The following is a 26,177-nucleotide window of genomic DNA, read 5'->3' on the forward strand; positions in this document are numbered from 1 at the left end:
GAATATCCGTCTCATCTATCTGCTTCAGTTCGAGTGGGAAGGAGGTCGTGCGGGTCGGATTTCGCGGCAGACGAGCGCTGCATTTCCGCAGCGGCGGGGCTCCGGACGGCACAAGCGAGAGGCAGGCCTGGCCGGGGCCAGTCCATCGTCGCCAGCCGGCCGCTGCTACCGAGTGTCACATAGGCCTTCCTGAAGTCAGCGCCCCCGAAGCAGATATTGGTGGTCAGGAAGTCGGGCATAGGGACGACATCAGCTATCCCGCCGTCCGGAGAAAAGATCAGGATTGCGCCATGGCCCGGCGAAGCGACGCAGATCCGTCCCGATTGCTCGACCGCCAGGCTGTCGAGGAACTGTCCGGGTCCGACGCGACCGACGATGCTGCCCGCGTCCGAGACCACGCCGGGTGCCGACAACGGAAATCGCCAGAGCTGGCCGCTGAGCGTATCGGCGACATAGAGCGTCGCGCCGTCGGGCGAGAGACCGACACCATTGGCGCTGTCGATGGGGAAGATCACTTCCCTGATCGCGCTCCCGTCGGCCATGGCGTAATAGACCCCGCCCTTCTGCCGCATACGACCGCGATCGCGCCCGTGATCGCTGAACCAGAATCCGCCGGCGTCATCGAAGACCAGGTCGTTGGGTGCCCAGAAGGGTGCCGCCTCGCTTGAGGCGTAGAGCGTCTCCCACGCTCCGCTTGCAAGATCGACGACCTGGATCGACCCGGGCGGTGTATCGAAGGGCGCTTCCCTGGGAATGAGCAGATCGGGACTGGCGGACGGCGCAAATCCGCCATTGTTGCAGACATAACAGCGCCCATCGGGACCAATCGCCGCTCCATTGGGTCCACCACCGAGCTCTGCGACGGTCCTTGCGGTGCCGTCGGCTGCAATGCGCGTCAGCCGTCCGCCGAGAACCTCGACGACGAGGAGATCGCCATCGGCCAGGACCACCGGTCCTTCGGGAAAAGCGAGGCCGGTCGTCAGTATGTCGATCGTCATAGCCGCTTGCCGGTACGTGCCGCCTGCTCGATCCGGTCGAGCAGCTCGTGCAGTTTGACCGCGTCACCAAAGTCCGGTCTTGCCGCCTCCTTGCCCGCGATGGCATCGGCCATGCGGAGATAGGCCTCACCGACATTGAGCGGTGGATATTCGCGCAGCGACCCAGGTACCCGATAGGCGGCGTCGGGAATCTCGACAGGCTCCAGTTCGCCCATGCCCCGCGTTCGATAAAGCGTCAGGTCGGACATCTGGATGCCGCGACTGCCGGGCGCTGCCACGACCACGAGGTCACCATCGTCGCCGTTGATCTCAAGCCGTACCCCGGTGCCCGGCGACGGCGCGCCCGACAGGCGGATTGTCGCGACCGCCCCGCCCTCAAGTTCGCCGGTCACAGCCACCTGGTCAGCCGAACTGCGCTCTATTACCTCGTTTGTACCGAGCACGGCCACCTCGCGGCGGGCCGTTTTCACCACACCCGAGAGCGTCTGGAAATCACCGAGCATCCATGTCAGCGCGTCGATGCTGTGGCCGCCGGGAATGCTCAGGAAATGCGCACCGCTCGATCGGTCCTGCAAATAGGTCATCGACGGATAGGGATGTGAAATCCAGTCGCACGAGTGGGTCAGGCCTGCGCTGCGGATTGTCCCGATTTCGCCGCGCGAAATCAGCGCGCGCGCGTGGTTCAGCACCGGTGCGCTGCGCGCCTGGAGACCAACCATGTGCACGACGCCGGCCTGTTCCGCCGCCGCATGGAGGGACCGGGCCTCGTCGGTGTCACGCCCCAGCGGCCACTCGCAATAGACATGTTTTCCTGCCTCGAGCGCCATCGTGACGAGTTCAAAATGCGCGGGAACCCGCACGCAGACGGCAACCACGTCGACTTGCGGATGCTCGACCAGCGCGCGGGGATCACCAAACGCATGAGGCACGCCGAACCGGGACGCGGTCGCCTGTGCCGTGTCGATATGGGATGTCGCGACCGCCGAGACCTCGAACTCATCCAGCGCCGCGAGCGCCGGAAGGTGGGCGCCAACGCCCCAGCTACCCTGCAGATTGGCGCCGATCACGCCGACACGAAGTTTGCCCATCAGATTTCGCTCCCTTTACCAGCGCCGCCGCAGCTGAACGCCACGCCGCCTGTGCCGCAACGCCCTTTGTCTTTCCTCCGGGAGAACCGTAGGTGTCTCCGGTGGCAAGGCTTCGCGTAGTTCGCCGAGCCGTACCGACCGCAGCTGCGGCTCCGGCCCGGAACTGGCCTCCGTCCAACGCACCATCATCGCCCCTTCGCTCCAGCCTCCCGGGTCGAGCCAGTTCGGCACCCCGGGGTCCTCGAGCGCTATGACCGCGCGGAACTTGCCGTCTCCGTCGAGACGCGCCTGCCCTCCATTGAGACTGCTCTGGCGGTTCATCCAGTCGATCGTGTTCCATACCGGATCGGCAAGCTGGACGTTCCAGTAACGCACGCGCTCGGGAAGCTCGGTCTCCAGGATCAGCGCATGGTCGGGTTCCAGTCGGAACAGCCCCTGATAATAATGCTGGCCCTCGACGCCGCCGCGCCCCGCCCAGTCGTCATGCTCGAGCCTGTTCGACAGACCCTTGTCGCGCTGCTGCTTCATGAACCCGAGCCATAATCCGGCATAACGCTTCGGAAATTCCGCCAGCGCGAGCAGCCGTTCGGCAATCTCCTCCGGCGAGCGGCGACGTGGCGCCAGCGGCCTGTCGATCCGCTCGATCGCGATCCGGCCATCGCGGCCGGCTCCCCAGTCATAGCTCGCCTGACGCAGCGCGAGGGTGCGAACCGAGGGGTCGAGCCTCCGCCAGTCGCCGGACCAGTCGTCGGGGCGCTCGGCACTCAGCAGGAGATCGAACCCGCCGTCGGCTTCCAATGTCAGAGTGTCGAAGTCGATCGTTCCGAGCGAGGGCCCCAGCTTGTCCATGACGCCGAGCCCTCCGGCCACCATGTCGAGCAGGATGAAGAGGCCGTCTCCCCGCACGCCGCTGATGCGATAGCTGCCCTTCCCGTCGATCGAAGCCGAACCGTAGATGAAATCGGGGTTGGTCGAGCTGGCATTATGGGCCGTGCTGACCGCCGGCACGAAATCCGGCAGATCGGGGTCAGCAAAGGCCGTGAAATAGCCGGCAGAGAGGCTGAGGAAGAACAGCCGGTGCGCTTCCTGGACAAGCGCCGGGTCATCCGCTCTTTCGAGGAGCGTTAGCAGCCCGCCGGTTTCGGCCAGCCGATCGAGATAGTCCGTCCAGGCGGGCAATGGGACGCCAGTCACTACAGATACTCGCCATAGGCGGCGATATAGTCGGCATAGGTCTCGCGCACCTGCGCTTCGTTGAGACCGTAATCCTCGAGCGAGTAGACGTGACGGCCATGCTTGTCCGCCGGGTTGGCCACGAGCCAGGCGCGCACACCCTCCTCGCTCGCGCCGGTGAACTCGATTCCGGCAAAGTCGTAGACCGCGCGCACCGCCGCGACAGGATCGGCGGCCAGGTCGCGATAGCGCATGTCGAGGATCGGCAGGTCCGGGTGGGCCTTGCGATAGGCCATCATCCGCTTCTGACCGTCATGCCAGAGGTGAAGCAGCTCATGGCCGAGCTTCGCGCGATCCTGATGGTCGAAGCTGACGCTCCGGATCACCTCGATCAGTCGGGATATCGATGCCATCACAGTCACCGGATCGCGATGCGGCTGGACGAACATGGCGTCGGGATAGGCAGCAAGCAATTCGGGCAGGTGATAGGCATGTTCCTGCACCTTGAGGACCCAGCGTCGGCGCGGATTGCGCCACGCAAGATGCTGCAGCCACATGCGGTGCACCTCATAACCAAACCGCGTATCGGCCTGCAGGTACCAGCGATAATACTCGCTCAGCCGGAAGAGCATCACGGGATTGAGGCCCTGGAATGCGGTTTCCAGGATCATGCCGCACTCCTGCGGTATGCGGCTGCCGATCGGGTGGGCTTTCAGGACATCCGCCCACTTTCCTGAAAAGTTCGCGGCGACATAATCGTCGAATGCCTGCGCCCGCGGATCCTGTTCGAACGTCGCGGCATCGGGAGGCGGCGAAGGCATCGCGACTTCCCACGAAAGGGGCGTGCGAACCGCTGGGTCGGATCCGATCAGCGCGTGGAGGAGGCTCGTCCCGCAGCGCGGGAGCCCGAGGATGAAAACGGGCCGATCGATGGCGACCGCGGCGATTTCCGGGTGGCGGCGGCGATCGGCTTCGATCTGGGCCAAACGCCGCAGATTGTCACCGAATTGCTCCATGGCCCGCACCTGGCCCGTGTCGCCAAGATCAGGTTCGGCTCCGAGCGCAGACAATGCCGCCTCGAGCCCTGGACGTACGCCCTGGCGCAATTCCGGCGACAGATCGAACGTCGCGAGCATTTGATCCGCATCCATCGCAATCCCGTCCGGCATCGTCGGCTCCCTACTGGTCGGGAGGGACATATCTGCTTTGCCGTCGCGTCCTACCCGTCCTCGGACAGGTGAACCGCCCGCCCTGTAGCCGCCAAGCCGTTACAAAGCAGAGGAGACGGGGATGCTGGTCGACCTACAGAAGCTCTATGGCCTGGCGGGGCGAGTGGCGATCGTGACGGGGGCAGCGCAAGGGATGGGCGAAGCGATCGCCCGTTATCTCGCAGGCATGGGAGCATCGGTCGCGGTCGCCGACATCAATGTCGCGCTTGCCGAGAGGGTGGCCTCGTCGATCCGGTCCGAAGGCGCCCTCGCAAGGGCCTGGGCCGTCGACATGGCAAATGAGGCCTCGGTGGTCGCGCTCGTCCGCTCCGTCCGCGCCGAACTCGGCGGTCTCCATATCCTCGTCAACAATGCCGGCGTCCAGGATCGCAACTTCATCGAGGATACGAGCACGGATTTCTGGGATCGGGTGATGGCGATCAACCTGCGCGGCGTGTTTGTCGCGACACGCGAGACCGTCGCCATCATGCGCGCGGACGGCACCAGGGGCCGGATCGTCAATACCGCCTCGAACAGCGCCTTCCATGCGACCGCACCCAGCCTGTTCGCTTACTCGACCTCGAAGGCGGGCGTTGCCGGCCTCACCCGCGCAACTGCCCTTGAGGTTGCAAAGGATGGCATCGGTGTAAACGCCATCTGCCCGGGCAATACCGCCACGCCCGGACAATTGACTGCGACCGGACCTGATTTTCCGCCCGAACAGGTCGCCGCATTCCTGCCGCCGATCGGGCGCCAGGGCACGCCCGACGATATCGCCGCCGGGGTCCTGTTCCTTGCGTCCGACGCCTCCGCCTTCATGACCGGCCAGACGCTGGTGATGGATGGCGGCGCACTCACCTGTTGAGCGGAAAGAGACGAATGCGCGATAGCTACGACTATATCATCGTCGGCGCGGGCTCGTCTGGCTGCGTCCTGGCAAACCGCCTTTCAGCAGACCCCGATATCTCCGTTCTCCTGGTGGAGGCCGGCCCTGATGACACGAGCCCGCTCATCCGGATGCCTCGCGGCATTGGCAAGCTGCTCGCCCCCGGCAATCCCCATGTCTGGGATTATCCGGTCCGGCCCGCCGGAAACCTGCCTGCGGAAACCTGGCTCAAGGGACGCGCAGTCGGGGGATCGAGTTCCATCAACGGCATGGTCTATGTCCGCGGTGCGCCTGCCGACTACGACCATTGGGCCGAACTTGGCTGCGTCGGCTGGGGCTGGGACACCATGGGCCGGCACTTCGTCGCGCTCGAAGATCATGAACTGGGCGCCGGCGAATGGCGTGGTGCGGGCGGCCCCCTGAGGATCTCGGTCCACCCAGCCGGCAATCCCTTGTGCGAAGCGGTGCTGGACGCTGCCGAACAGATGGGCACGCCGCGCGCGGCCGACGTCAATGATGTCGGAACGGTCGCAAACGGTGGCATGGGTTATCAGACGACGACGACGTGGCGCGGCAAGCGCTTTTCGGCCGCGCGCGCTTTCCTCGACCCGGTGCGAAATCGTCCGAATCTATACATCGCGCCGCAAACGCAGGCGCTCCGGATCCTGTTCACGGATCGGCGCGCGACGGGGGTGAGGCTGCGCGACGCGCAGGGCGAACGCGATATCGCCGCGGTCCGCGAGGTCATCCTTTCGGCCGGTGCCGTCGAATCGCCGAAGCTCCTCCAGCTTTCAGGGATCGGAAACGCTGCCGAGCTTGCAAGGCTTGGTATCGGCCCGGTTGTCGACTCGATCGATGTCGGCAGAAACCTGCGCGAACACCGCTATTTGTCGATCCAGTATCGGGTGAAAGGCGAGAGCCTCAACAAGCGCTTCACGGGGCTCGGCCTGCTGCGTTCGGCGCTGGATTATGGTCTGCGCTCGAAGGGTCCCCTCACCCATAGCGCACATGAGGTCGGCGGCTTCATCAAGACCCGGCCGGATCTCGATCAGGCCGACGCCCAGATTGGTGTGGGGCTCTACAGCTTCAACACCGATGCCAGAGGCGCTGTCGCGATCGATCCCTTTCCCGGCATGACCATCCTTGGCTACTTCACCCGCCCGGAAAGCCAGGGTCAGATCCGCATCGTCTCGCCCGATCCCGATGAGCGACCGCTGATCGACGCCAATCATTTCTCCGCCGAAGTGGACCGCCGGAGCGCGGTCTCGCTGTTCCGCTGGCTTCGCAGGCTCGGTCAGCAGCCGTCGCTCCAGCATTGGATCACCGAAGAAACGCAGCCGGGTCATCGCATCGCAAGCGACGAGGACGTGCTCGCCAATGCCATCGCGCTCGGGGGCACGTCCTTTCACATTTGCGGCACCTGCCGAATGGGTGCCGACAGCGCGTCCGTCGTCGATCCCGAACTGAAGGTCCGAGGCGTGGACGGGCTGCGCGTGGTCGACACCTCGATCATGCCGACCATCGTCTCGGGCAATACCAATGCGCCAGCCATGGCCATCGCGATGAACGCCGCAGACATGATCCTGCGCCAGCAAAAGGCTTGATATGACCATTCCTTTCACGACGCTCGACAAGCTTTACATTGATGGCAGCTGGGCGGACGCGGGGCCGGACCGTGACGATGTCCTCAATCCCGCGACCGAAGAGATCATCGGCCGTGCGCCGGTGGGCACGGTACAAGCCGCGGAGGCCGCAATCGCAGCCGCCCGCCAGGCATTCGATCATGGTCCATGGCCACGGATGTCGATGGCCGAGCGAGTAACCCTGCTACGCCGGATGCATTCCGCGCTCGACGCGCGACGCGCCGACATCGCAGCACTCATCGTCGCCGAGGTGGGCTGTGCACAAGGCATCACCCATGGAATGCAGGTGAGTGCGCCGCTCGATCATTTTGCCTCCGCGCTCGATCATGCGCGCGACGAGACCGTCCGCCTGCCGCTCGACGTCACACCGGATTTCATGAATCCGGACGGTCCGCGCAAGATGGGCGGTACGACGGTCGTGCGGGAACCGGTCGGGGTCGTCGCCGGAATCACCGGCTATAATTTTCCGTTCCTTCTCAACCTCGCCAAGATCGTGCCCGCGCTCCTTGCCGGCAACACGCTTGTGCTCAAGCCGTCGCCGTTCACGCCATTCTCGGCCTTGCTGTTCGGAGAGATTGCTGACGAGATCGGTCTGCCCAAAGGCGTGCTCAACGTCGTGACAGGCGGGCCCGATGTCGGCTCCCTCCTCACCACCGATCCGCGCGTCGATCTCGTCAGCTTTACGGGATCCGAGGGCGTGGGCGCACTGATCATGGCGCAAGCCGCCCCTACGCTGAAGCGCGTGCATCTCGAACTCGGCGGCAAGTCGGCGCTGATCGTCCGCCACGATGCGGACATCGTTCAAGCAGCCCAGATGGCGGTCGGTATACTCTCGGTGAACGCCGGCCAGGGTTGTGCGCTGCTCACCCGGCTTCTCGTTCACAACAGCGTGCGGAAACAGTTCGTCGCGACCGCCGCAGCGACAGCGAGCCATTTCAAGATCGGCAATGCCGCCGATCCGTCGGTGATGATGGGGCCGCTGATCCGCGAGGCGCAACGCGCGAAGGTCGAGCATTTCATCGCCGTCGGCCGCGATGAGGGTGCAACGCTCGTCCATGGCGGCGGTCGCCCGGAAGGACTTCCCAAGGGCTATTTTACCGACATCACGCTCTTCGACGATGTAGCGAACAGCATGACGATCGCCCAAGAGGAGATATTCGGACCGGTTGGCGCGGTGATCGGTTTCGACAGTGATGAAGAGGCCATCGCGATCGCCAATGACAGTCGCTTCGGTCTGAATGGCGGCATCGAAACCGCGGACGCCGCTACCGGATATGAAATGGCCCTTCGTCTGCGAACGGGAAGCGTTGCCCTGAATGGCGGCACCGGCCGGATGAGTTATGCTCCGATTGGCGGCTACAAGCGGTCCGGTATCGGCCGCGAATATGGACCCGACTGGTTGCGCGAATATCAGCAGGAAAAGTCGGTTTTCTATCCCGTCGGTCGATGATGCGTGCCATCACGATACCTGCCGTCACATCCCCTTGACCTCCGGCATCACCCGTTCGGCGAAAAGGTCGAGGGCTGTCTCGCGCTGGTCCGGTGACCCGACTCCGAAAGCAAGATCAACAATACCGACACCGCAATCGCGCAGCGTCTCGAAACGCCCCACGAGTGTCTCCGGGCCGCCGACGAAATAGGGTTCGGAGACCAATGGCACCACCGGCGGCCCGCCAAGCGCGCCCTGCTGGAGCCGGGCCTGCTCGGCCTGCTTCCGCTCAAAGAACGCCGCCATATCGTCCGCCGCCTGGGCATCGCTGGACGCCGGATAAGCGATCCCCCGATAGAGAACATGGTCTGCCGTGGGCTCCCATCCTGCACTTGCCGCCGCCGCACGATAGAGCGCCACCCACTTGGCTACCATCTCGGGCGGCGCGAAGGAAAAGGCGATCCCCATCCGCCGTTCGGCCGCAAAGGCGATCGATTCCTCGCTATTGCCGGATCCGTAGATGAGCGGGTGCGGCTCCTGCAGCGGTCGCGGCCAAACAGAGACGGTACTGAACTGGAAATGCTCGCCATCCCAGCGGAAGGGCTGGTCGGCGCGCCAGGCTTTCAGGATCAGCTCGATCCCTTCCTGCGTCATGCCACGCGTTCCGTCGCTGCCGGTGTCATAGGTGCGATGCTCATTGGGAGTTCCGCGCAGGAACAAGACGACGAGCCGTCCGCCGCTCAGCATGTCGAGCATCGCGAGCTCCTCGGCGAGCCTGATCGGGTTGATCAGAGGGACGAGTGGCCCAAGAAGCGCAATCCGTGCGCGCTTGACGATATGGGTCAGCGCGCCCGCCATGACGCATGGATTGGGCGTCATGATATACGGCGCATAATGATGTTCGGAGACGCTGACCCAGTCGAACCCCAGGGCATCGGCTTTTCCACACATCATGAGGCTGTGCTCGAAGGCGGCTCGCGCGGTGGCGCGATCGCAATGGAGGGGCGCCGCCGGCCAGATTTCGATACCCGGCGCTGGCCCGTCATAACCCGTCATGCCTAGATAGGATAATTTCATCGCAGCCCCCTGGACCTCCACCCGGCATCGGGCAGCCATGGTCGAGGGAATGCGACGGTCTTTTCGTCGGCAGGCCTATCCAAAGAAGGGCGGGTTCATCCCCCGCCCGCTTATCATCTTTGTCAAACATGGGGACGAGGTGATCAGGATGAAGTTCGAGAGGACCAAGGCTCGACCTGTTGGCGCTGACGACGAACGTGCCATCATCGCAGTACTGTTGCGCTATGCGACAGGTATCGACAGCCGCGACTGGCCCCTGTTCCGGACATGTTTTTCAGACGATTTCGAGGCTGACTATGGCAGCTTCGGCAAATGGCGCGGCCCGCGAGAGATCACCGACTATATGCGTCAGGCGCATGCTCATCTTGGACCAACCCTGCATCGCCTCACCAATTTTACGGTCGAGGACGACAGCACGCATGTGCGCGCGCGAAGCTATGTCGATGCATTGCTGATGCCGCTCGCGACCGGCGGTCCCATCCATCGCGGAATCGGCTGGTATGACGATCAGATGGTTCGGACCTCCGAGGGCTGGAAGATTGCCCGGCGCCAGTTCACGCCCGTCCGTCTCGCTTGAAAGGCACACCTGTCCCGATGTCGAACCAGCAGGTCATTCTCGTAAATCGTCCGACCGGCGTCGCCCAGGCAACGGATTTCGTCGTCCGCACGGGCAGAATTGACGAACTGCAAGACGGTCAGTTGCTTGTCCGCAATCATTTTCTCTCGGTGGAACCCGCTATGCGCGGCTGGATCGCCGATGCCGGCAATTATTCCGCACCGGTTGCCATTGGCGAGGTGATGAGGGCCCTGGCGTCGGGCGAGGTGATTGCTTCGCGGCATCCCGACTATCAGGGAGGCGATTTCGTCATGGGATGGTTCGGCTGGCAGGATTATGCCGTCGTTGATCCCGGAAAAATCGTGCAGCGCACGAACAGGGCCGAACTGTCTGCCTCGCTCGGTATCCTCGGTCTGACCGGCGTCACGGCCTATCTGGCGTTGACCGGTGTCGGCAATCCCCGCCCCGGCGAGACTGTCGTGATATCCACGGCCGCCGGCGCGGTCGGCTCGACAGCAGGCCAGATCGCACGGATCCTTGGATGCCGGACCGTGGGCATAACCGGTGGACCAGCGAAGGTGCAGATGTGTCTCGACGACTTCGGCTATGACGCAGCCATAGATTATCAGGGCGAGGACGTCCCGGAACGGATCGCCGCCCTCTGTCCCGACGGCGTCGACGTTTATTTCGACAATACATCGGGTGCGATCAGCGATGCCGTGCTGCCGCATCTGGCCTTGGGTGGTCGCGTCATCATCTGTGGAACGGCGGCGGTCCAGCGCTGGGACGACTGGCCGGTCGGCCCCCGCGTCGAACGACACCTCCTTGTCAAACGGGGGCGGATGGAGGGCTTCGTGATCTTCGACCATATGGACCGCTATGGCGAAGCCGTTGAGCGCCTGCGCGCCTGGCTGGCGGACGGCCGCCTTACGCATCGCGAAGACATTCTCGAAGGAATCCATGCCTGCCCCGACGCTCTTGCCGGTCTCTATCGCGGCGAGAATCGGGGCAAGCGCCTCATTCGACTCGTCTGAACCTCTATCCACATCACGTCGCACGGGAGCCAAGATGACGGACATTTCCGGAAAGGTCGCAGTCGTCACCGGCGCTTCGGCGGGTATCGGTGAGGCCATCGCCCGCAATCTGGCTGAAGCCGGCGCGAAACTGGTCCTAGTCGCGCGGCGGCAGGAACGCCTGGAAACTCTTGCCCGGGAAATCGGCGGGGACACGGCCATCCTGGCCGTAGATCTGGCCGAGCCGGATGCGCCCGAGCGAATGCTCGCCTTTGTCGAGAAGCGCTTCGGCCGCGTGGATATCCTCGTCAACAATGCCGGCATGCTCAGAGTGGGAACGTTCGAGACGTTCGATCTCGCCGAAGTGCGACCCATGATCGCGCTGAACTATGAGTCGATCGTCCACAGCAGCATTCTTTTCGCGCGCGCGATGAAGGCGGCGGGCAGCGGCCAAATCGTCAACATTTCCAGCATCGGCGCTGGCATCACCGCGGCGGGTACAGGCATTTACGGTGGCCTCAAGCGGGCCCTCGAGAGCTTTACAGATGTCCTTCGCATCGAGCTTGCAGGCTCGGGCGTCAGGGTCGGGCTGGTCGCTCCCGGCACCACCGGCACCGAAATCTTCGACGACATGAAAGCCCATGGCCAGCCAGGCTGGGACGAATTCATTCCCGCTCTAGAACCCGAGGATATCGCCCGCGCGGTTCGCTTCATCGTCGAGCAGCCGCCGCGCGCCAACACGGCGCGCGTGCACGTCTATTCGGCGTCGGAAGGATTCTAGATCATTCCAACGTCGCGTAGGCGGAGAGCCGAAACGGACTGAATGGTTCGCCGGTCTGGACTTTCCGGACCCATTGCGGATCCATCAGCAGTGCGCGGCCGATCGCGACGAGATCGAACTCGCCGCGCTCGAACCGCTCGACGACCATTGAGAGATTGTTCACCGCCTGCGTGTCCTCGACGAATGACGATTGCAGGTCCTTGGTGAAGCCGATGCCGCCAACGGTCATCGTCGGTCGCCCGGTCACTTTCCGCACCCAGCCGGCCAGACCCATGTCCGAACCTTCGAACGCGGCGGCGTTGAACAGTCGGGTGCTCGCGTCGAATATGTCGACGCCGGCATCCGCGATCGGCCCCAGCAGCATCTCCAGCTCTGCCGGCGTGTCGGCATTGCGCGCGCCATAATCCTGGATTTTCCACTGAGAGAAGCGGTACATGATCGGAAAATCCTCGGCCGTCGCGGCACGGATGGCGCGGACGATCTCGACGGCAAATGTGGCCCGGCGAACCAGGTCTCCTCCCCAGCGATCGTCGCGACGATTGGTATGCGGCCACAAGAAGCTGTCGATCAGATACCCGTGCGCGCCGTGCAGGGCGACACCGTCAAATCCCACCGCATGCGCATTTGCCGCGCTTCTCGCAAAGCCGGCAATGATATCCCCGATCTCGCTGTCGGTGAGTGGACGCGTGTCGGCTCGCATCTGGTCGACATAGGCAGGCGGCACCATCGCCTTGTCGGTCGGCCCCCAGGTGCCTGACGGCCGGGCCGAAAGCGTTTCGGGCGCATTGCCCGTCCCGTTCAGGCGGATCGGCCCCATATGCCAGAGCTGCGGCATGATCCGGCCGCCCGCCGCGTGCACGCCGTCCACGACGCGCCGCCACCCCGCAAGCGCAGCCTCGCCATGCATGACCGGTGTGTCGTGCTCACCCATCGTTCCGGCGCCAAGCGCGCTCGCATGATCCACGCCGACGCCCTCGGTGATGACGAGGCCGACATTGGCCTCGGCTCGGCGCCGATAATAAGCTGCAACATTTTCTCCGGGCACGCCGCCAGGTGAGAAGTTCCGCGTCATCGGCGACATCACGAACCGATTGGTCAGGCGGAGCGGGCCGATGTCGAACGGCGAAAACAGGATATCGCTCTTTTCGGACACTTGCTGCTCCTCGGCGCTTCAATCGGCCGACCTCGACGTCGGCTCCTTCCTCCTCTCCATGATCGAGAAGGCCGGAACGGATGACCTGCCGGGCGATAGGATGCCGTCCGCAGAGATCCTGTGCATGGTCGGTTCCGCAGTCCCGCTTGCGACGGGGGGCGCGACGGAGAGGTCAGCTCATGGCGAAAGCCAGTATCGACGCCAGCCTAGTGGCGAAATCCGCGTCAGCTCATGCCGGTTCGACGGCAAGCGCCGACTGCGGACAGGCTTCGGCGCCTTCGCGCGCCTTTTCCTCGAGCCCCTCGGGCACGATCTCGGTTTCGACGAAGACGATGCCGTTGGCATCCAGCTTGAACACTTCGGGGCAGATTTCCGCGCAAATTCCATAGCCGCAGCACGCCGGCTTATCGATCACCACCTTCAAACGCTCAGCCATCATTTTCTCCTCTCCAACCCATATTACATATTGAACAGCTTTTGTTCAATATGTATAACACAGCCAATAAGGATTTCCGACGACTGGAGAGAAAGCCATGCTTCAACGACGCCCGCTGGTGCTGCGCGACGGCACTTCGATCGACGATCTGATCGACCGCAACATGAATGAGGTGTCGTTGCGGGTGATGAGCGACGAGGAGCTCTATCATCTCGAGATGGAGCGGATCTTCGCGAAGACCTGGCTCCTGCTCGGCCATGAGACTGAGATCCCCAAGGGTGGCGACTTCATTGTTCGCGACATGGGTGAGGACAATGTCATCGTCTCGCGCGACCGCCAGGGCGAGATCCATGTTTCGCTGAATGTGTGCCCCCATCGCGGCATGAAGGTCTGCACGGCGGAGGCTGGAAACGCCCAGGCGCATCGCTGCATCTACCATGGCTGGGCGTTTCGTCCCGACGGCAGCTTCATCGGAGCGCCGATCGAAAAGGAGCAGATGCACGGTGACAAGCGTCCGAAGGAGGAACTCGGTCTCAAGAAGGCACGCGTGCATCTCTATGGCGGCCTGATTTTCGCGACCTGGAATCCCGAGGGGACGTTCGATGAGTTCCTCGGCGACGCCAAATTCTATCTCGACCAGCTCTTCTGCCGCAGCGACAACGGCCTGGAGATGCTGGGTCCGCCGCAGCGGTTCGTGCTTCCGTGCAACTGGAAGATCCCCGGCGAACAATCGGGCTCGGACGGCTTCCATACGCTGACGCTCCATCGCTCGCTGATGGAAGGCGGCATCATGGGGGGAACCGCCGAGTCGATCTACGACAATGCGCCGGGCATGTATGGTGTCGACATCAGTTGCGATCAGGGACACTCGCTGCGTTGCCTTGAAGCTGCGCAGACCTTCAAGATGTTCGCCGACGTGAGCTTCGAGGGCAAGACCGTCGAGGAGCGCCTTCACCTGCTGCCCCCGCCCGGCGTCACCAAGGAGATGATCCCGCAGCTGTTCAAGAATCTGTCGGAACGCCAGGTCGAGCAGCTGGCCACGTGCCCACCCCAGGTGGGCGGCCTGTTCCCCAATGTCCTGCTCGCCTTCATTTTCGCGCCGCGCACCGACGGCGGTGCATCGGGCGCGCTCGCGCTCCACACCTATGTGCCAAAGGGCCCCAATCATGTGGAGTTCGTGAACTTCATCTTCGCCGAGAAGGATGCACCCGAGCAGGTCAAGCGCGACATGCTTCAGAACGCCATCCAGCAGACCGGCACCTCGGGCATCATCGAGCAGGACGATGCCGATACGTGGCCGCAGATCATGCGCAATTCGCGCGGTGCCGTCAGCAAGCACATGACGCTCAAATATCAGGCGCTCACCGGCCACCACAAGCCGGACGACTGGTACGGCGACGGCTATGTCTATCCGGGCTTCACCAAGGACGACACGCAGTGGAACTGGTGGATGGCCTACTACAATCTCATGACCGCCACCGCCTGACCCTGCCGACTGCCTGAGAGGATATTTCCATGACCGATTATTCCACGGCCGCAGTCGACAAGAGTGGCGTTCTGCGTGGCCTCGTTTCCAAAACCCGCGTTCCGCTCGGGTCCGAAGTCTATAATCGCATTCTCGAGACGCTGTATGACGAGGCAGCCGCCCTCGACGAGCGTCGCTTTGATGACTGGGTCGCGATGCTGGGCGAGGACCTCATTTATACCGCGCCGATCCGGCTCACGCGCACCGGTCCCAATCGCGACCGGGACGTCATGCGGACGATGATGCATTTCGACGACAATTATGCGTCGATCCTCATGCGGACAGGCCGGCTGGCGAAGAGCGCCTGGGCGGAAGATCCACCCTCGCGCTGCCGCCGCTTCGTTACCAATGTACGCGTTGCCGAGTGCGACGCACCAGACCAATACGAAGTGGTCAGCTATCTCTATGTCGAGCGCAGCCGCGGTGACAATTGGCACAATGAAACGGTGACGGCGGAACGACGCGATATCTGGCGGGCGGTCGACGGCGGCTACAAGCTGTCGAAGCGCGAGATCATCTGCGACCAGTCGACCCTGTCGATGTCCAACTTCGCCATCTTCTTCTAGTCGCGATGCCCGGCAAGGCCCCTCCCCATATCATCGTCGTCGGCAGTGGCCTTGCCGGCTACGGCATCCTGCGCGAACTGCGCCGGCTCTCGCCCGAAGCCCAGTTGACCCTCGTCACGCTCGACGATGGACATTTCTATTCGAAACCAGCCCTCTCGACGGCACTTGCCAAAGGCAAGGTCGCCGATACGCTGGTCACGACGCCCGCCGCCAAGATAGCAGCGCAGCTGAAACTGGATCTGCGAGCCGGTCGCGAGGCCGAAGCCATCGACACGGTCGGCCGGGTGTTGCTGACGACCGGGGGGCCGATCGCCTATGACGCCCTGGTGCTGGCACTGGGCGCGGATCCCGTGCGCCCGCAAATTGAAGGCGACGCGGCGCATCGCGCCTTTTCGGTCAACAATCTCGATCAGTATCGCAAGTTCCGGGAAGCCTTGCCTGATGGCGCTCGTGTGCTTGTCATGGGCGGAGGACTGGTCGGCACCGAATTTGCCAATGACCTCTCGGTCACCGGCTACCGGCCCATCGTCGTCGATATGCTGGGGCACCCCCTCGCCCAACTGGTGCCAGCAGGGGTCGGTGCCGTTGTCCAGGCCGCTCTTGAGGAGCAGGGCGTCGCCTGGCATCTCGGCCGCCGGGTCGCTGCGATCCATCGGCAGGACGGAGGCGTCCGGGCCGAGCTCGACGACGGAACGGTTATCGAGGCCGAAGCCGTGCTTTCGGCGGTTGGCCTTCGCCCGCATACCAGGCTCGCCGAAGAGGGCGGGCTGGCCGTCGATCGCGGTATCAAGGTCGATGCGACCGGCCGCACCAGCGACCCGCATATCTATGCCATTGGCGATTGTGCCGAGTATCAGCGTGGACTTGCCGCTTATGTAACGCCGATCATGGCGGCGGCGCGCGCAATCGCACCGAGTGTCCTCGGGACACCGACCGAGATTCGCTTTCCGCCATTGTCGGTTCAGGTGAAGACCACGGCATGCCCCGTCGTCCTGCTTCCGGCACCTTTCGGCGTCGATGGAGAATGGGAAGAAAGCGAGGCGGATGAGGCCGGGCTCAAATATCTATTCCGGGATCGTAGCGGAGCCGTTCGCGGTTACGTCCTGACCCGCGACAAGTGCCAGGAACGGACGGAACTGGACCGCTCGCTCAGCGAGTTGTCGACAAGCGGGGAACAGGCATGACAGGGCTGTTGGAAGGCAAGATTGGCATAGTGACCGGCGGCGCCAAGGGGCTGGGCTATGGCATCTCCCGGCGCATGGCCCGCGAGGGAGCGTCGCTCCTCATCACCGGGCGCGATGGCGCCGCGACCGACGCTGTCGCCGAGGAAATTCGCGCCGAGTTCGGTACCCAAGCGGTCGGCATGGCGGCCGACATGGGCGTCAAAGAAGACGTCCTCGCCATGGTCGGCCGCGCCGTCGATGAATTTGGCGGTCTCGATACGCTTGTCACGAACGCCTCCTTGCTGTCGCCAAACATCCTTCTCGAAAACAAGACTGACGACATGCTGCGTCGGACGCTCGAAATCGGCACCTGGGGGACGTGGTGGGCGATGCAGACGGCGATGCCCCACATGAGGGCGCGCGGCGGCGGCTCGATCATCAATTTCTATTCGATCGATGCCCAGACCGGCGCATGGCTCCACGCTGATTATAATATGAATAAGGGCGCGATCCTGGGGCTGACGCGAAGCGCGGCTGTCGAATGGGGCCGCTTCAACATTCGCACCAACGCCATTGCGCCGACGGGCATGGGCCAAGTCTTCGCCCAGCTGGCACAGGACGTTCCCGGTTTCCTGGACATGGCAACTGCTAGCAATCCGCTCAAGCGCGCGGGTGACCCAGAAAACGATATCGGTCCCGTCGTAGTCTTCCTCGCGTCCGAGATGTCGCGTTTCGTGAACGGCGAACTCATCAACGTCGATGGGGGACAACATCTCCCCGGCTATGTCAGCGTGCCCCACAACCTAGCTGAACTGGAGGCTCAATCATGAAGCTCCTGTCCTCGTCCGACCTCAACAAGGAAGGCACGCCGGGCGAGCTTCCGGTGAGCGTCGTCAAGATCCTCGACGGCGCCCTGCGGGCGATTGGCGACCTCGGTGCACGACGGCTGTCGATGAGCGACATCAGCGATGCCAGCGGCGTTTCGCGCGGCACGCTCTACCGCTATTTCTCCTCGAAGGACGAGGTGCTGGCTGCCGTCAGCGAATTCGTCTGCGTCTCCTTCGAGGACGGCATTCGCGCGGTGGCTCAGGGGCTCGATGATCCCATGGAGCGCTTCCGCACGGTGATGCGCTTCTTTGCCAGGTTCACGACCGAGCGTTCGCCCGAACGGATTTTCGAGATCGAGCCGGCCTTTCACCTCGAATTCTTTCGCAGCCATTTCGGGCGCCACAAGGCCGCGGTTCGCGACGCGCTAGATCCGGTGCTCGATTATCTCGATTCCCTTACGCATGCGCCCATCGATCGGGACGGCTTCGTCGAAGCTCTGGTTCGGGCGCAGCTCAGCACCATGATCGTCCCGGCCAGCCAGCAATGGATGGATTTCTGGGATGGCACGCCTGACCGCCTTGAAGAATGGGCGCTCAAGATCGCCGACCGAGAGGCGGCCCGGAAGGAAAGGAAGAACTGATGGCCACCGCAGCGAAGCTTGAAACGCGCAACTTCACTAAGTTCGCGCCGACGGAAGTCGCCGAAACCTATATCGCGAAGGCCCGCGAACTCCGCGATCTTCTGCGTGCGGAAGCAGCGGAAGGTGAGCGCCGTCGCTCACCGACGCCAGCCGTCGACCAGGCGCTCAAGGAGAATGGTCTGCTCACACTGCTCCTGCCACAGCGCTGGGGCGGTGCCGGCCTTTCCTTCAGCGACTATTCGCGCTTCCAGATGGAACTTGCCAAGGGCGACACCTCGGTGTCCTGGGTTGCGCAAATCGTCAACGGCACGACCTGGGTCGCCAGCCTTACGTCGGACGCCACCCAGGCGACCTTGTTTGGCGAGGGACCCAAATATGTCTGCGGCGCCTACAACCCGCCTGGCAAGGCCAAGCGGGTCGATGGCGGCTGGATCGTCAATGGCGCGTGGCCCTACACTTCGGGATCGCGCCAGTCCGACTGGGCCCAGTCGGGTGTCGTTCTGGAAGGCTATGAGGGTCCCGTCGTTCCCGGCATCAACATGGTCTATATTCCGTTCAGCCAGCTCGAGATTCAGGACAGCTGGTATGTGACTGGCATGCAGGGAACCGGTTCCGACACCAGCGTCGCCAAGGACGTTTTCGTTCCCGACCATCTGATGGTCATGATGGACAAGCCGTTCGGCCATGTCGAACCGAACAAGCAACATTATGGCGCGCCTTCGGATCGTGTTCCGGTGGTTCCGGTGGTTCGGGCGACCGGTCTCGCGCAGCTTGTTGGCGGCGCCGAGGCGATGCTCGAGATCGTCGAGGCAGAATCCACCAAGAAGCCGATCGTCACAACCACCTACCAGAAGCGCACCGACTCGGGCGTGGTTCTCCATGATCTCGGGCGCGTTGCGGCCCAGCTTGGCACCGCTCGCCTTCTGCTTCTCGACGCTACCGGCACGCTGGATGATGTCGGCCTGACGGGACGCGAGTTCAGCTTCGCAGAGCGCGCCAAGCACAAGGCCCAGTGCAGCCAGATCGTCGAATTGGTGCACAGCTCGATCGAGGCGCTGATGTTCATTTCCGGCTCCTCAGCCTTCGCGCTCGACAAACCAATCAGCCGCTTCTGGCGCGACATCCATGTCGGACTTCGCCACGTCCAGAACATTCCCATGCTGGGCTACGAGATCTTCGGCCGCACCCGGCTCGGCGTCGACAACATCACACCGCCAGGCGCCTACTGAAACAGTATTGCCGCATTCTCCTCCCGCGGCATGAACTGGGACCGTCCTCACCACGTGAAGACGGTCCCTTCTTCATTCATCAACGTGCGACTGCCCCAAGTGTTTTGGCGAAACCACAGGATTGAACCCGGCATCGGTCCGGCGAGCCTCCATCCGAACTCTTCAGGACAAGAGAGCCGTGCGCAAATTCGATGAGCTGAGCGTCGGTGAAACCCGCCAATCCGAATTCGTCGAACTCACGGAACACGCAATCCGAGCGTTTGCGGAGCAGTTCGACCCACAATGGTTTCATATTGATCCCGACGCCGCAAAGGCCTCGCCCTTTGGCGGACTCATTGCCAGCGGCGCCCACCTCATCTCATTGTGGCGCCGGATCGATCACGCCATCAATGGCGACATCGCCTATCAATGCGGCGTCGGAATGGAGAATGTGAAGTTCGTTCGCGCCGTCAGCGCGGGGGAGCGGCTCCGCCTCCGATCCGAAATCGTCGCCATGCGACCATCAAGCACGCAAGCGGAGCGAGGCCTCGTGACGATGGCCTATCTCATGAGCAATCAGGACGGTGAGACGGTGATGACGCTGACCGCGCTCAATCTCGTCTATCGCTGATACCGGTCAACTTCCCGCAGAAACAGGCCAGGCCAGTTCTGCCGGAAGTTGACCGGTATCAGCGAGCAACTCCATCGGTCCCGTGCCAGTGCTCCATCCGATCCGCATCTGGGACCGCCGTCAAATTGGCCGACTATTTAGCCAACCAAACCACGCTAGCCTTGGGACAGCCGGGGCGCGCGGTCGGTCAGAGACCTGCAGCGGCAGATCACCGGCTCCATGGGGGGCGGCATACGAGAATATAAGGCCGCGAAGCAGGAGGATAGCTGATGGGATTGCGTCTACGGCACGGGTTGGCCGCGAGCTTGAGTGCCCTCTTGAGCATTGCAGCAAACGAAGCGGCGGCTCAGACTGAGACATCCGGGACATCGCAAAATGCTTCGGAGGCCACGGCCGATATCATCGTTACAGCCCGCCGTCAGGCCGAGAACCTGCAGGATGTTCCTCTTTCAATCATCGCGGTCGACGACCGGATGCTCAATGAGCGCAACGTCAAGACCGCCAACGACCTGCCCCTCGTCGCGGCGGGTCTGAGTGTTCAGAATACGGCCTCCAATCGAAACGATACGACCTTCTCGATCCGCGGACAGGGGCGCACTTTCGGCCAGAATTCACCGGGCGTTGTCGCCTATTTCGCCGAAGTGCCCGATTTCTCGACAACATTCTACGACCTGGAGAATGTGCAGGTTTTGAAGGGTCCGCAGGGCACGCTGTTCGGCCGCAATACCACGGGCGGCGCAATCCTCTTCGTTCCGAAACGTCCAACCAACGATCTTGACGGCTTCTTCAACTTTCGGATCGGCGAATATGAGCGCCGTGATGTGGAATTCGCCGTCGGTGGTGCGATCGTTCCAGACAAGGTGATGCTGCGCTTTGCAGGGCAGTTTCTCAATCGGGAGGGATTCACCAAGAACCTGTTCAATGACAGTCGGACGGACGCCGAGGACAGGAAGTCCTTCCGTGTCAGTCTCCTCCTGACCCCGTCGGAGCGCTTCGAAAATTATACCCTCTTCGAATACACGTCGATCGAGGAGGCAGGATCGGGCGCGTCCATTGGCGGTTTCACCGCGACCAACCCCGTCTTCTCGGCAAGCACACCGACCCAGCCGCCGCTCCTGCCGCAACTGACCGCCGCGCTCGCCGCCCAGCAGGCGCGGGGCCCTCGGATCATCGATGTCGACTTTCCCCTGAGCAACGGGTTCAAGTCGCGCGGTGTCCTGAACTCCACGACGCTCGACATGACGGACGACATCAGTCTGAAGAATATCTTCAGTTACCGTTGGTATCAGATGGAGACAAATTACGATATCGACGGGACAGATCTTCCGATCCTGAATGTTAGCAATCCTTTCCAGGGGAACTGGATTACGCAACGGACCGAAGAAATCCAGCTTCGCGGTAATTTCGACATCGTCGATGTGGTTGCTGGCTATTATGACGAGCGCAACAAGTCGCCGGCCGGAAGTGTTGGCTTTGATACCGTCCAATATGTCCAGCTACCGCCGATCCCGGGGCTGCTCCCCGCAGGCTATCTCGGCCCGATCCGTGCATTCGTCATCAGCGGCGGCAGCCTCAACACGAGCAAGGCCTTTTATGGCGAGGCCAACCTCAGGCCTCTTGACGGTTTGACGCTGACCGCTGGTATTCGGCGTACCAAGGATTTCCGGTCGACCTCGACAGAAGGCACCAAAATCCTCATTCCCGACATTCCATTCCCGTTGCCCGCAGGTGCGCCGAGCGCCAACGAGGCCACTTTCAAGGCTACCACCTGGAATCTCGCGGCGCTCTACGAGTTCACGCCCGACCTCAACGCATATGCCACCGTGCGACGGGGCTACAAGTCCGGCGGTTTCAATTCGACGGCACTCAATCCCGCCGATCAGTTCTTCCGGCCTGAAACCGTCACTGACTATGAGATCGGCATTAAAAGCAAATGGGGGTCCGGAGATTGGGCGATACGCGCCAATCTCGACTTCTTCTACGACGACTATAAGGACATCCAGCGCTTCGTTAATCTCAACACGATCCCGGCATCGACGGTGACGCGCAATGCGGCCGCGGGCAACATCAAGGGCGTGGACGTCGATCTTGCCGTGGCCGCCGGCAGCATTTTCAGTATCGACCTCAAATACACTTACCTCGATGCAGAATATGACGAGTATATCGATCCCGGCCTCGGTGATCTGAGCAACAGCCGTTTTCCCAACTCACCCAAGCACCAGCTCAACGTCACGCCGCGAGTATCCATCCCCACCAGCGATGAAATCGGCAAGATCAGCATTCAGTCCAATATCTATTATCAGAGCCTGATTGCGTTCGACCCTGTCAATCGCCCCAATGGCAACCCCGTGGCCGCGCTGAGCGTGCCGGGTGCGACCGCGCCTGGCTATACCAGGATCGACCTGCGGGCCGACTGGCATGACATCATGGACACGAGTCTGAGCGCTGCCATCTTCGTCAAGAACATCACCGACAAGACCTATATCGTCGGCGGTAACAACCAGCTGCCGACCCAATTCGGTACTGTGGCCTATCTCTATGGCGAACCGCGGATGTTCGGAGTGGAGTTTCGCTTCGACTTCTAGTCGACCGACAGCGCGCTACAAAATTTGACGGAGGTCCCACTGATGAATGAGCCAGTACAACGCCGTGCCGGCGACGGATCGCCCGCGCCCGCTGCAGATGACCTGCGCTGGTGGTCGGCGGAACGTATCCGCGACGCGATCGCGCGCAAGGACGTGACCGCAGTTGAGGTCACACAATATTTCCTCGAGCGTGCCGACAAGCTTGATCCAGAATTACACGTGTATTCCGAGCTCGACCGGGAAGGCGCGCTCGCGGCAGCACATGCTGCGGATGCCAGCCTGGCCCGCGGCGAGCTTCCGGGGCCGCTGCATGGCGTGCCTACAGCGATCAAGGACCATGTGCCGGTTGCGGGGCTGCGCGGCCATCAACTGGGCGATACGCCCGCGGCCGTCGCCAAGTGCGATCATTTTGGGGTGGAGAGGATTCGCAAGGCTGGTGCCATCATTTTTGGCACCAACAGCATGCTCGGTGCGGGGGGCGGAGGCACGCTGGCGGGCGAAGGATTGTTCACACCCTTCAACTGGGACGCCGAGGCTCGCAATCCATGGGACACGCGTCACGTTCCTGGATGGTCCAGTTCGGGGGGCGCGGCTGCGGTCGCGGCCGGCATGCTACCTTTCGCGATCGGCTCCGATGGCGGTGGATCAACCCGTCTTCCCGCTGCCTATAGCGGCATCGTCGGCTTCCACCCGACGGCCGGGCTCATTCCCGAGCTCGACTATGAAAGGCCGAGACCGCCTGCCGGAATAACCGTCGGCCCCCTGACGCGCGACGTGCGTGATGCCGCGCTCATCACCCAGGTGATGGCAGGCCCCGACGGGCGGGACCCGTTTTCGCTTCAGACGCAGCCCGACAACTTTCTCGCGCACATCGAGGACGGGGTAGCCGGCCTGCGCTGCGCGTGGACCGACGATTTCGGCTTCACCGATCGGTACGCAGCACCCGAAAGCCCCCGCGTTATCGCGCTCGTCCGCGCTGAGGCCCAAAAATTCGAGGGACTTGGCGCGACCGTCGAGGAAACACGCGAGGTCTGGGACGACATCATGCCAGGGCGCATGGCACAGTGGCTCGCTTTCTATCCGACAGCTGGCCTCCCCGCCCCTTCGGCCGAAACGCTCCAGGCCGGGTTCGAGGCACGGGGGCGCAACTGGGATCGCTTCCACAAACTGTTCCGGACCCACGACGTCATTCTATCGGCCACGTCGCAGCGCATCACCCGGCCTATCGACGAATGGGAGGCGGCATGGACGACGGCCGGTCCATCCTATCCCGGCGGCAGCTTCATGGGCTCCTATTGCAGCCACACCGATATGTTCAATTGGCTCAAATTTCCGGCAATTTCGATACCTTGCGGATTCATCGACGGGTTCCCGGTCGGCCTTCAGGTCGCCGGCCCGCCCGGAAGCGAGGCGACGATCTTCCGCGTCGCGAATGCCTATCAGCGCGCCTTCCCAAGACTTGAGCGCCCGCCCGTCAGCTGACCGGTCTGCGCCCTTTCTTGAAACGCTTCAATCGGATGGAGAGCCAACCGTGGTTATCGACGACTATCAGGGCACCGATCCTTATTTCGGCAAGCCATTCATCGATGTGGACGAGCGGCGTGAACAGCCATCCTCGCATCGCTATGTTCATGGCGGCTTCGAGAATACCGATACGCGGTTTGCGATCTATTTCCCGGATAAGCCGGTCTATCAGGGGCGCTTCTTCCAGCCTTTGGGTGGGGGCCTCGGCGGCACCGAGTTCGCCTTCGTTGGCCCGCTTGCCGGGGTCCTTGGCGGGGTCGAAGCCTGCTTCCGTCTAGGCGGATATATGCTTGAGTCCAACCAGGGCCATTTTGGCAACGACCTCGATCAGCGTGCCGGCAACGATCCGGGCCTATACGGATATCGCGCGAGCGCGGAGTCCGCCCGCTTTGCCAAACATCTTGCGACCCTGCATTATGGCCGCCCGCCCCATCATGGCTATGTCTATGGCGGGAGCGGCGGTGCCCGCCGCTCACCCCTCTGCCTCGAAAATGCTGCCGATATCTATGATGGTGCCCTGCCCTTCATGGGGGGCGGTCCCGTGGCCCCTGGAAAAGCCGACGAGCCCATCGAGAGCGTGCAGCCAACCGGATTCGGGGCGATGTTCAACGTCCGACGGCTCCTCGGCGACAAGCTTGCCAGCGTCATCGATGCGATGGAACCCGGCGGTAGCGGCAATCCGTTCGAAGGCCTGACCACATACGAGCGCGAAGCGCTTGCTGACCTATATCGCCTCGGCTTCCCCCGGGGTGCCGAATATATGATCGCCCAGCCTATGGGTCAGGCCGCAATGTGGTGCTGGAACGCCGACGACTGGAAGCGTCAGGATCCGGACTATGTCCACGCCTTCTGGAACGAGAAGGGCTATGCCGGCCACGACACGCCTCATCTGTTCGAGGGCGACCGCATCGTACGCTTCGAAACCAAGGTCGGCGAAGTGCGTATCGCCGGCGACATTGCCGCCGAGGTCATGCGTGGAGGCCCCGCCGCGGGTGAGGCCAGTTCGTTCATGGCGGTCATGTCCCCGCCCGAGAAGCCAATCGCGATTCGCCTGGCAGGAGCGCCACAGGGCTATCTGCCGGGCGCCGGAGTCAGGGTGACCAGTGGCAACGCGGCCGATCGCCAGCTCTATGTCACCGGCCTTTTTGGGGACACACTCCTGCTTGACGGTTTTGGTGCTGACGGCAACGCCAAGGCTGCCGATATCGAACCCGGTGACAGCGTCGAGGTGGATAATGACGCGTTTCTCGCTTACTGCCATTGGCACCGACATCATATCATTGCCGGCGAGAAAGGTTTCGACCAGGTCATTGTCGACAACGCGCCGATTTTCCCGCAGCGCCGGCCCATCTGCGTGCCGACTCCATTTGGCGGCCATTACTCCGCGCAGTTCGAAGGCAAGCTGCTCTACATGCAGCACACCCACGACACCTCGTTGTGGCCCGACCAGGCGATCCTGTACGCCGAGAATGTCAGCCGGCACGGGAACCCCGACAACTTCCGTCTCCAATGGGTGGAAAATGCAGAGCACATCCCGCCGGCATTCCTGCCGTCCAGCATCTTTCCTTCGCCTTCATCGCGCCTGATCAACTATTCCGGCGTGATCGAACAGGGCCTCGCCGACCTAGTCGCCTGGGTAGAAGAGGGTGACGTGCCGCCTGCCAGCCAATATCAATACGCGGGGGGCAAGCTGACACTGCCTCCGGAAGCTAAGGACCGCGGCGGAATTCAGCCGGTGGTCGCTGCCTCGGCAAACGGCGCATCGCGCGCGGACGTTAAAGTAGACGAGCCCGTCACGCTCGTCGTTGTGGCCGAGGTACCACCAAACGCAGGAACCATTGTGCGCGTCGAATGGGACCTGGATGGCAGCGGCACATTTCCTGTCGCGCAGGATGGTGTGGACGCGACCTCGACCGCAATCCGGCTTTCCACCACTCATGCTTATGCAAAGGCCGGCACATATTTCCCGAGCGTTCGCGTGATCGCGCAACGCGACGGCGACGTCGCCACACCACATCGCCAAATACCCAACCTCGCCCGCGTTCGCGTGGTCGTTAGCTGACAGA

Annotated in this window: 23 protein-coding genes; 16 read left to right on the top strand and 7 right to left on the bottom strand. The window is 62.8% G+C overall.

Annotated features, from left to right (window positions below; genetic code table 11):
- Nucleotides 1–11 precede the first annotated feature (11 nt).
- The 4 genes from KC8_RS06355 to KC8_RS06370 are packed head-to-tail and all read right to left on the bottom strand — an operon-like array spanning nucleotide 12 to nucleotide 4,428.
- A complete protein-coding gene (locus tag KC8_RS06355) occupies nucleotides 12–998 on the bottom strand; it encodes an SMP-30/gluconolactonase/LRE family protein (protein WP_010124911.1) in 987 nt (328 codons plus the stop codon).
- Nucleotides 995–2,086: a Gfo/Idh/MocA family protein gene (locus KC8_RS06360; protein ID WP_010124910.1), complete on the bottom strand. Its 1,092-nt coding sequence runs from the start codon at nucleotides 2,084–2,086 to the stop codon at nucleotides 995–997. Before KC8_RS06360 ends, KC8_RS06355 begins: the two co-directional genes overlap by 4 nt.
- Before the next feature lie 15 nt (nucleotides 2,087–2,101).
- Entirely contained in the window at nucleotides 2,102–3,265 is a 1,164-nt protein-coding gene (locus KC8_RS06365) for a hypothetical protein (protein ID WP_010124908.1), read from the bottom strand.
- A 14-nt stretch (nucleotides 3,266–3,279) separates the two neighbouring features.
- A complete protein-coding gene (locus KC8_RS06370; protein ID WP_037495790.1) occupies nucleotides 3,280–4,428 on the bottom strand; it encodes a sulfotransferase family protein in 1,149 nt (382 codons plus the stop codon).
- Nucleotides 4,429–4,549: 121 nt separating this feature from the next.
- On the opposite strand from KC8_RS06370, the gene KC8_RS06375 reads away from it, so the two are divergent.
- The 3 genes from KC8_RS06375 to KC8_RS06385 are packed head-to-tail and all read left to right on the top strand — an operon-like array spanning nucleotide 4,550 to nucleotide 8,446.
- Complete coding sequence (locus KC8_RS06375; RefSeq protein WP_029624445.1) at nucleotides 4,550–5,332, top strand: SDR family NAD(P)-dependent oxidoreductase; 783 nt, start codon at nucleotides 4,550–4,552, stop codon at nucleotides 5,330–5,332.
- Nucleotides 5,333–5,346: 14 nt separating this feature from the next.
- Nucleotides 5,347–6,957, top strand: a complete 1,611-nt coding sequence (locus KC8_RS06380) for a GMC family oxidoreductase (RefSeq protein WP_010124904.1) — start codon at nucleotides 5,347–5,349, stop codon at nucleotides 6,955–6,957.
- Nucleotide 6,958: 1 nt separating this feature from the next.
- Nucleotides 6,959–8,446, top strand: coding sequence for an aldehyde dehydrogenase family protein (locus KC8_RS06385; protein ID WP_010124903.1), 1,488 nt, complete (start codon nucleotides 6,959–6,961; stop codon nucleotides 8,444–8,446).
- A 24-nt stretch (nucleotides 8,447–8,470) separates the two neighbouring features.
- Here KC8_RS06385 and KC8_RS06390 read toward each other — a convergent pair whose 3' ends face one another.
- Nucleotides 8,471–9,541: an LLM class flavin-dependent oxidoreductase gene (locus tag KC8_RS06390; RefSeq protein WP_083831210.1), complete on the bottom strand. Its 1,071-nt coding sequence runs from the start codon at nucleotides 9,539–9,541 to the stop codon at nucleotides 8,471–8,473.
- On the opposite strand from KC8_RS06390, the gene KC8_RS06395 reads away from it, so the two are divergent.
- Genes KC8_RS06395 through KC8_RS06405 form a run of 3 tightly spaced genes read left to right on the top strand, consistent with a single transcriptional unit; the run spans nucleotide 9,540 to nucleotide 11,852 of the window.
- A complete protein-coding gene (locus tag KC8_RS06395; RefSeq protein ID WP_232455648.1) occupies nucleotides 9,540–10,079 on the top strand; it encodes a nuclear transport factor 2 family protein in 540 nt (179 codons plus the stop codon). The genes KC8_RS06390 and KC8_RS06395 overlap by 2 nt on opposite strands.
- A 17-nt stretch (nucleotides 10,080–10,096) precedes the next feature.
- Nucleotides 10,097–11,092 (top strand): NADP-dependent oxidoreductase, encoded by a 996-nt coding sequence (locus KC8_RS06400; RefSeq protein ID WP_010124900.1) that lies wholly within the window; start codon nucleotides 10,097–10,099, stop codon nucleotides 11,090–11,092.
- Nucleotides 11,093–11,126: 34 nt separating this feature from the next.
- A complete protein-coding gene (locus KC8_RS06405; RefSeq protein WP_010124899.1) occupies nucleotides 11,127–11,852 on the top strand; it encodes an SDR family oxidoreductase in 726 nt (241 codons plus the stop codon).
- 1 nt (nucleotide 11,853) lies between these two features.
- On the opposite strand, the gene KC8_RS06410 is transcribed toward KC8_RS06405, so the two are convergent.
- Nucleotides 11,854–13,005, bottom strand: a complete 1,152-nt coding sequence (locus tag KC8_RS06410) for an NADH:flavin oxidoreductase (protein WP_010124897.1) — start codon at nucleotides 13,003–13,005, stop codon at nucleotides 11,854–11,856.
- Nucleotides 13,006–13,234: 229 nt separating this feature from the next.
- Complete coding sequence (locus KC8_RS06415) at nucleotides 13,235–13,441, bottom strand: ferredoxin (RefSeq protein WP_029624443.1); 207 nt, start codon at nucleotides 13,439–13,441, stop codon at nucleotides 13,235–13,237.
- Between the two features lie 97 nt (nucleotides 13,442–13,538).
- Between KC8_RS06415 and KC8_RS06420 the strand changes: the two genes are divergently transcribed.
- From KC8_RS06420 to KC8_RS06465, 10 genes are all read left to right on the top strand, one after another.
- A complete protein-coding gene (locus tag KC8_RS06420) occupies nucleotides 13,539–14,927 on the top strand; it encodes an aromatic ring-hydroxylating dioxygenase subunit alpha (protein WP_010124895.1) in 1,389 nt (462 codons plus the stop codon).
- Nucleotides 14,928–14,956: 29 nt separating this feature from the next.
- Nucleotides 14,957–15,532 (top strand): 3-phenylpropionate/cinnamic acid dioxygenase subunit beta, encoded by a 576-nt coding sequence (locus KC8_RS06425; protein WP_010124894.1) that lies wholly within the window; start codon nucleotides 14,957–14,959, stop codon nucleotides 15,530–15,532.
- A gap of 5 nt (nucleotides 15,533–15,537) precedes the next feature.
- Nucleotides 15,538–16,716, top strand: a complete 1,179-nt coding sequence (locus tag KC8_RS06430) for an NAD(P)/FAD-dependent oxidoreductase (protein WP_010124893.1) — start codon at nucleotides 15,538–15,540, stop codon at nucleotides 16,714–16,716.
- A complete protein-coding gene (locus tag KC8_RS06435; protein WP_010124891.1) occupies nucleotides 16,713–17,525 on the top strand; it encodes an SDR family NAD(P)-dependent oxidoreductase in 813 nt (270 codons plus the stop codon). The genes KC8_RS06430 and KC8_RS06435 overlap by 4 nt, the downstream gene beginning before the upstream one ends.
- Nucleotides 17,522–18,163 (top strand): TetR/AcrR family transcriptional regulator, encoded by a 642-nt coding sequence (locus KC8_RS06440; protein WP_010124890.1) that lies wholly within the window; start codon nucleotides 17,522–17,524, stop codon nucleotides 18,161–18,163. The genes KC8_RS06435 and KC8_RS06440 overlap by 4 nt, the downstream gene beginning before the upstream one ends.
- Nucleotides 18,163–19,392: an acyl-CoA dehydrogenase family protein gene (locus tag KC8_RS06445; protein ID WP_010124889.1), complete on the top strand. Its 1,230-nt coding sequence runs from the start codon at nucleotides 18,163–18,165 to the stop codon at nucleotides 19,390–19,392. Before KC8_RS06440 ends, KC8_RS06445 begins: the two co-directional genes overlap by 1 nt.
- A gap of 178 nt (nucleotides 19,393–19,570) precedes the next feature.
- Entirely contained in the window at nucleotides 19,571–20,002 is a 432-nt protein-coding gene (locus KC8_RS06450; protein ID WP_010124888.1) for a MaoC/PaaZ C-terminal domain-containing protein, read from the top strand.
- 269 nt (nucleotides 20,003–20,271) lie between these two features.
- Entirely contained in the window at nucleotides 20,272–22,587 is a 2,316-nt protein-coding gene (locus KC8_RS06455) for a TonB-dependent receptor (protein WP_083831209.1), read from the top strand.
- 42 nt (nucleotides 22,588–22,629) lie between these two features.
- The gene (locus KC8_RS06460) at nucleotides 22,630–24,069 is read left to right on the top strand and encodes an amidase (RefSeq protein WP_010124886.1); all 1,440 of its coding nucleotides are present in this window, start codon (nucleotides 22,630–22,632) and stop codon (nucleotides 24,067–24,069) included.
- 49 nt (nucleotides 24,070–24,118) lie between these two features.
- The gene (locus KC8_RS06465; RefSeq protein WP_010124884.1) at nucleotides 24,119–26,173 is read left to right on the top strand and encodes a tannase/feruloyl esterase family alpha/beta hydrolase; all 2,055 of its coding nucleotides are present in this window, start codon (nucleotides 24,119–24,121) and stop codon (nucleotides 26,171–26,173) included.
- Nucleotides 26,174–26,177: the final 4 nt, after the last annotated feature.

Origin of the sequence: Sphingomonas sp. KC8, assembly GCF_002151445.1 — a bacterium.
GTDB lineage: Bacteria > Pseudomonadota > Alphaproteobacteria > Sphingomonadales > Sphingomonadaceae > Sphingomonas_E.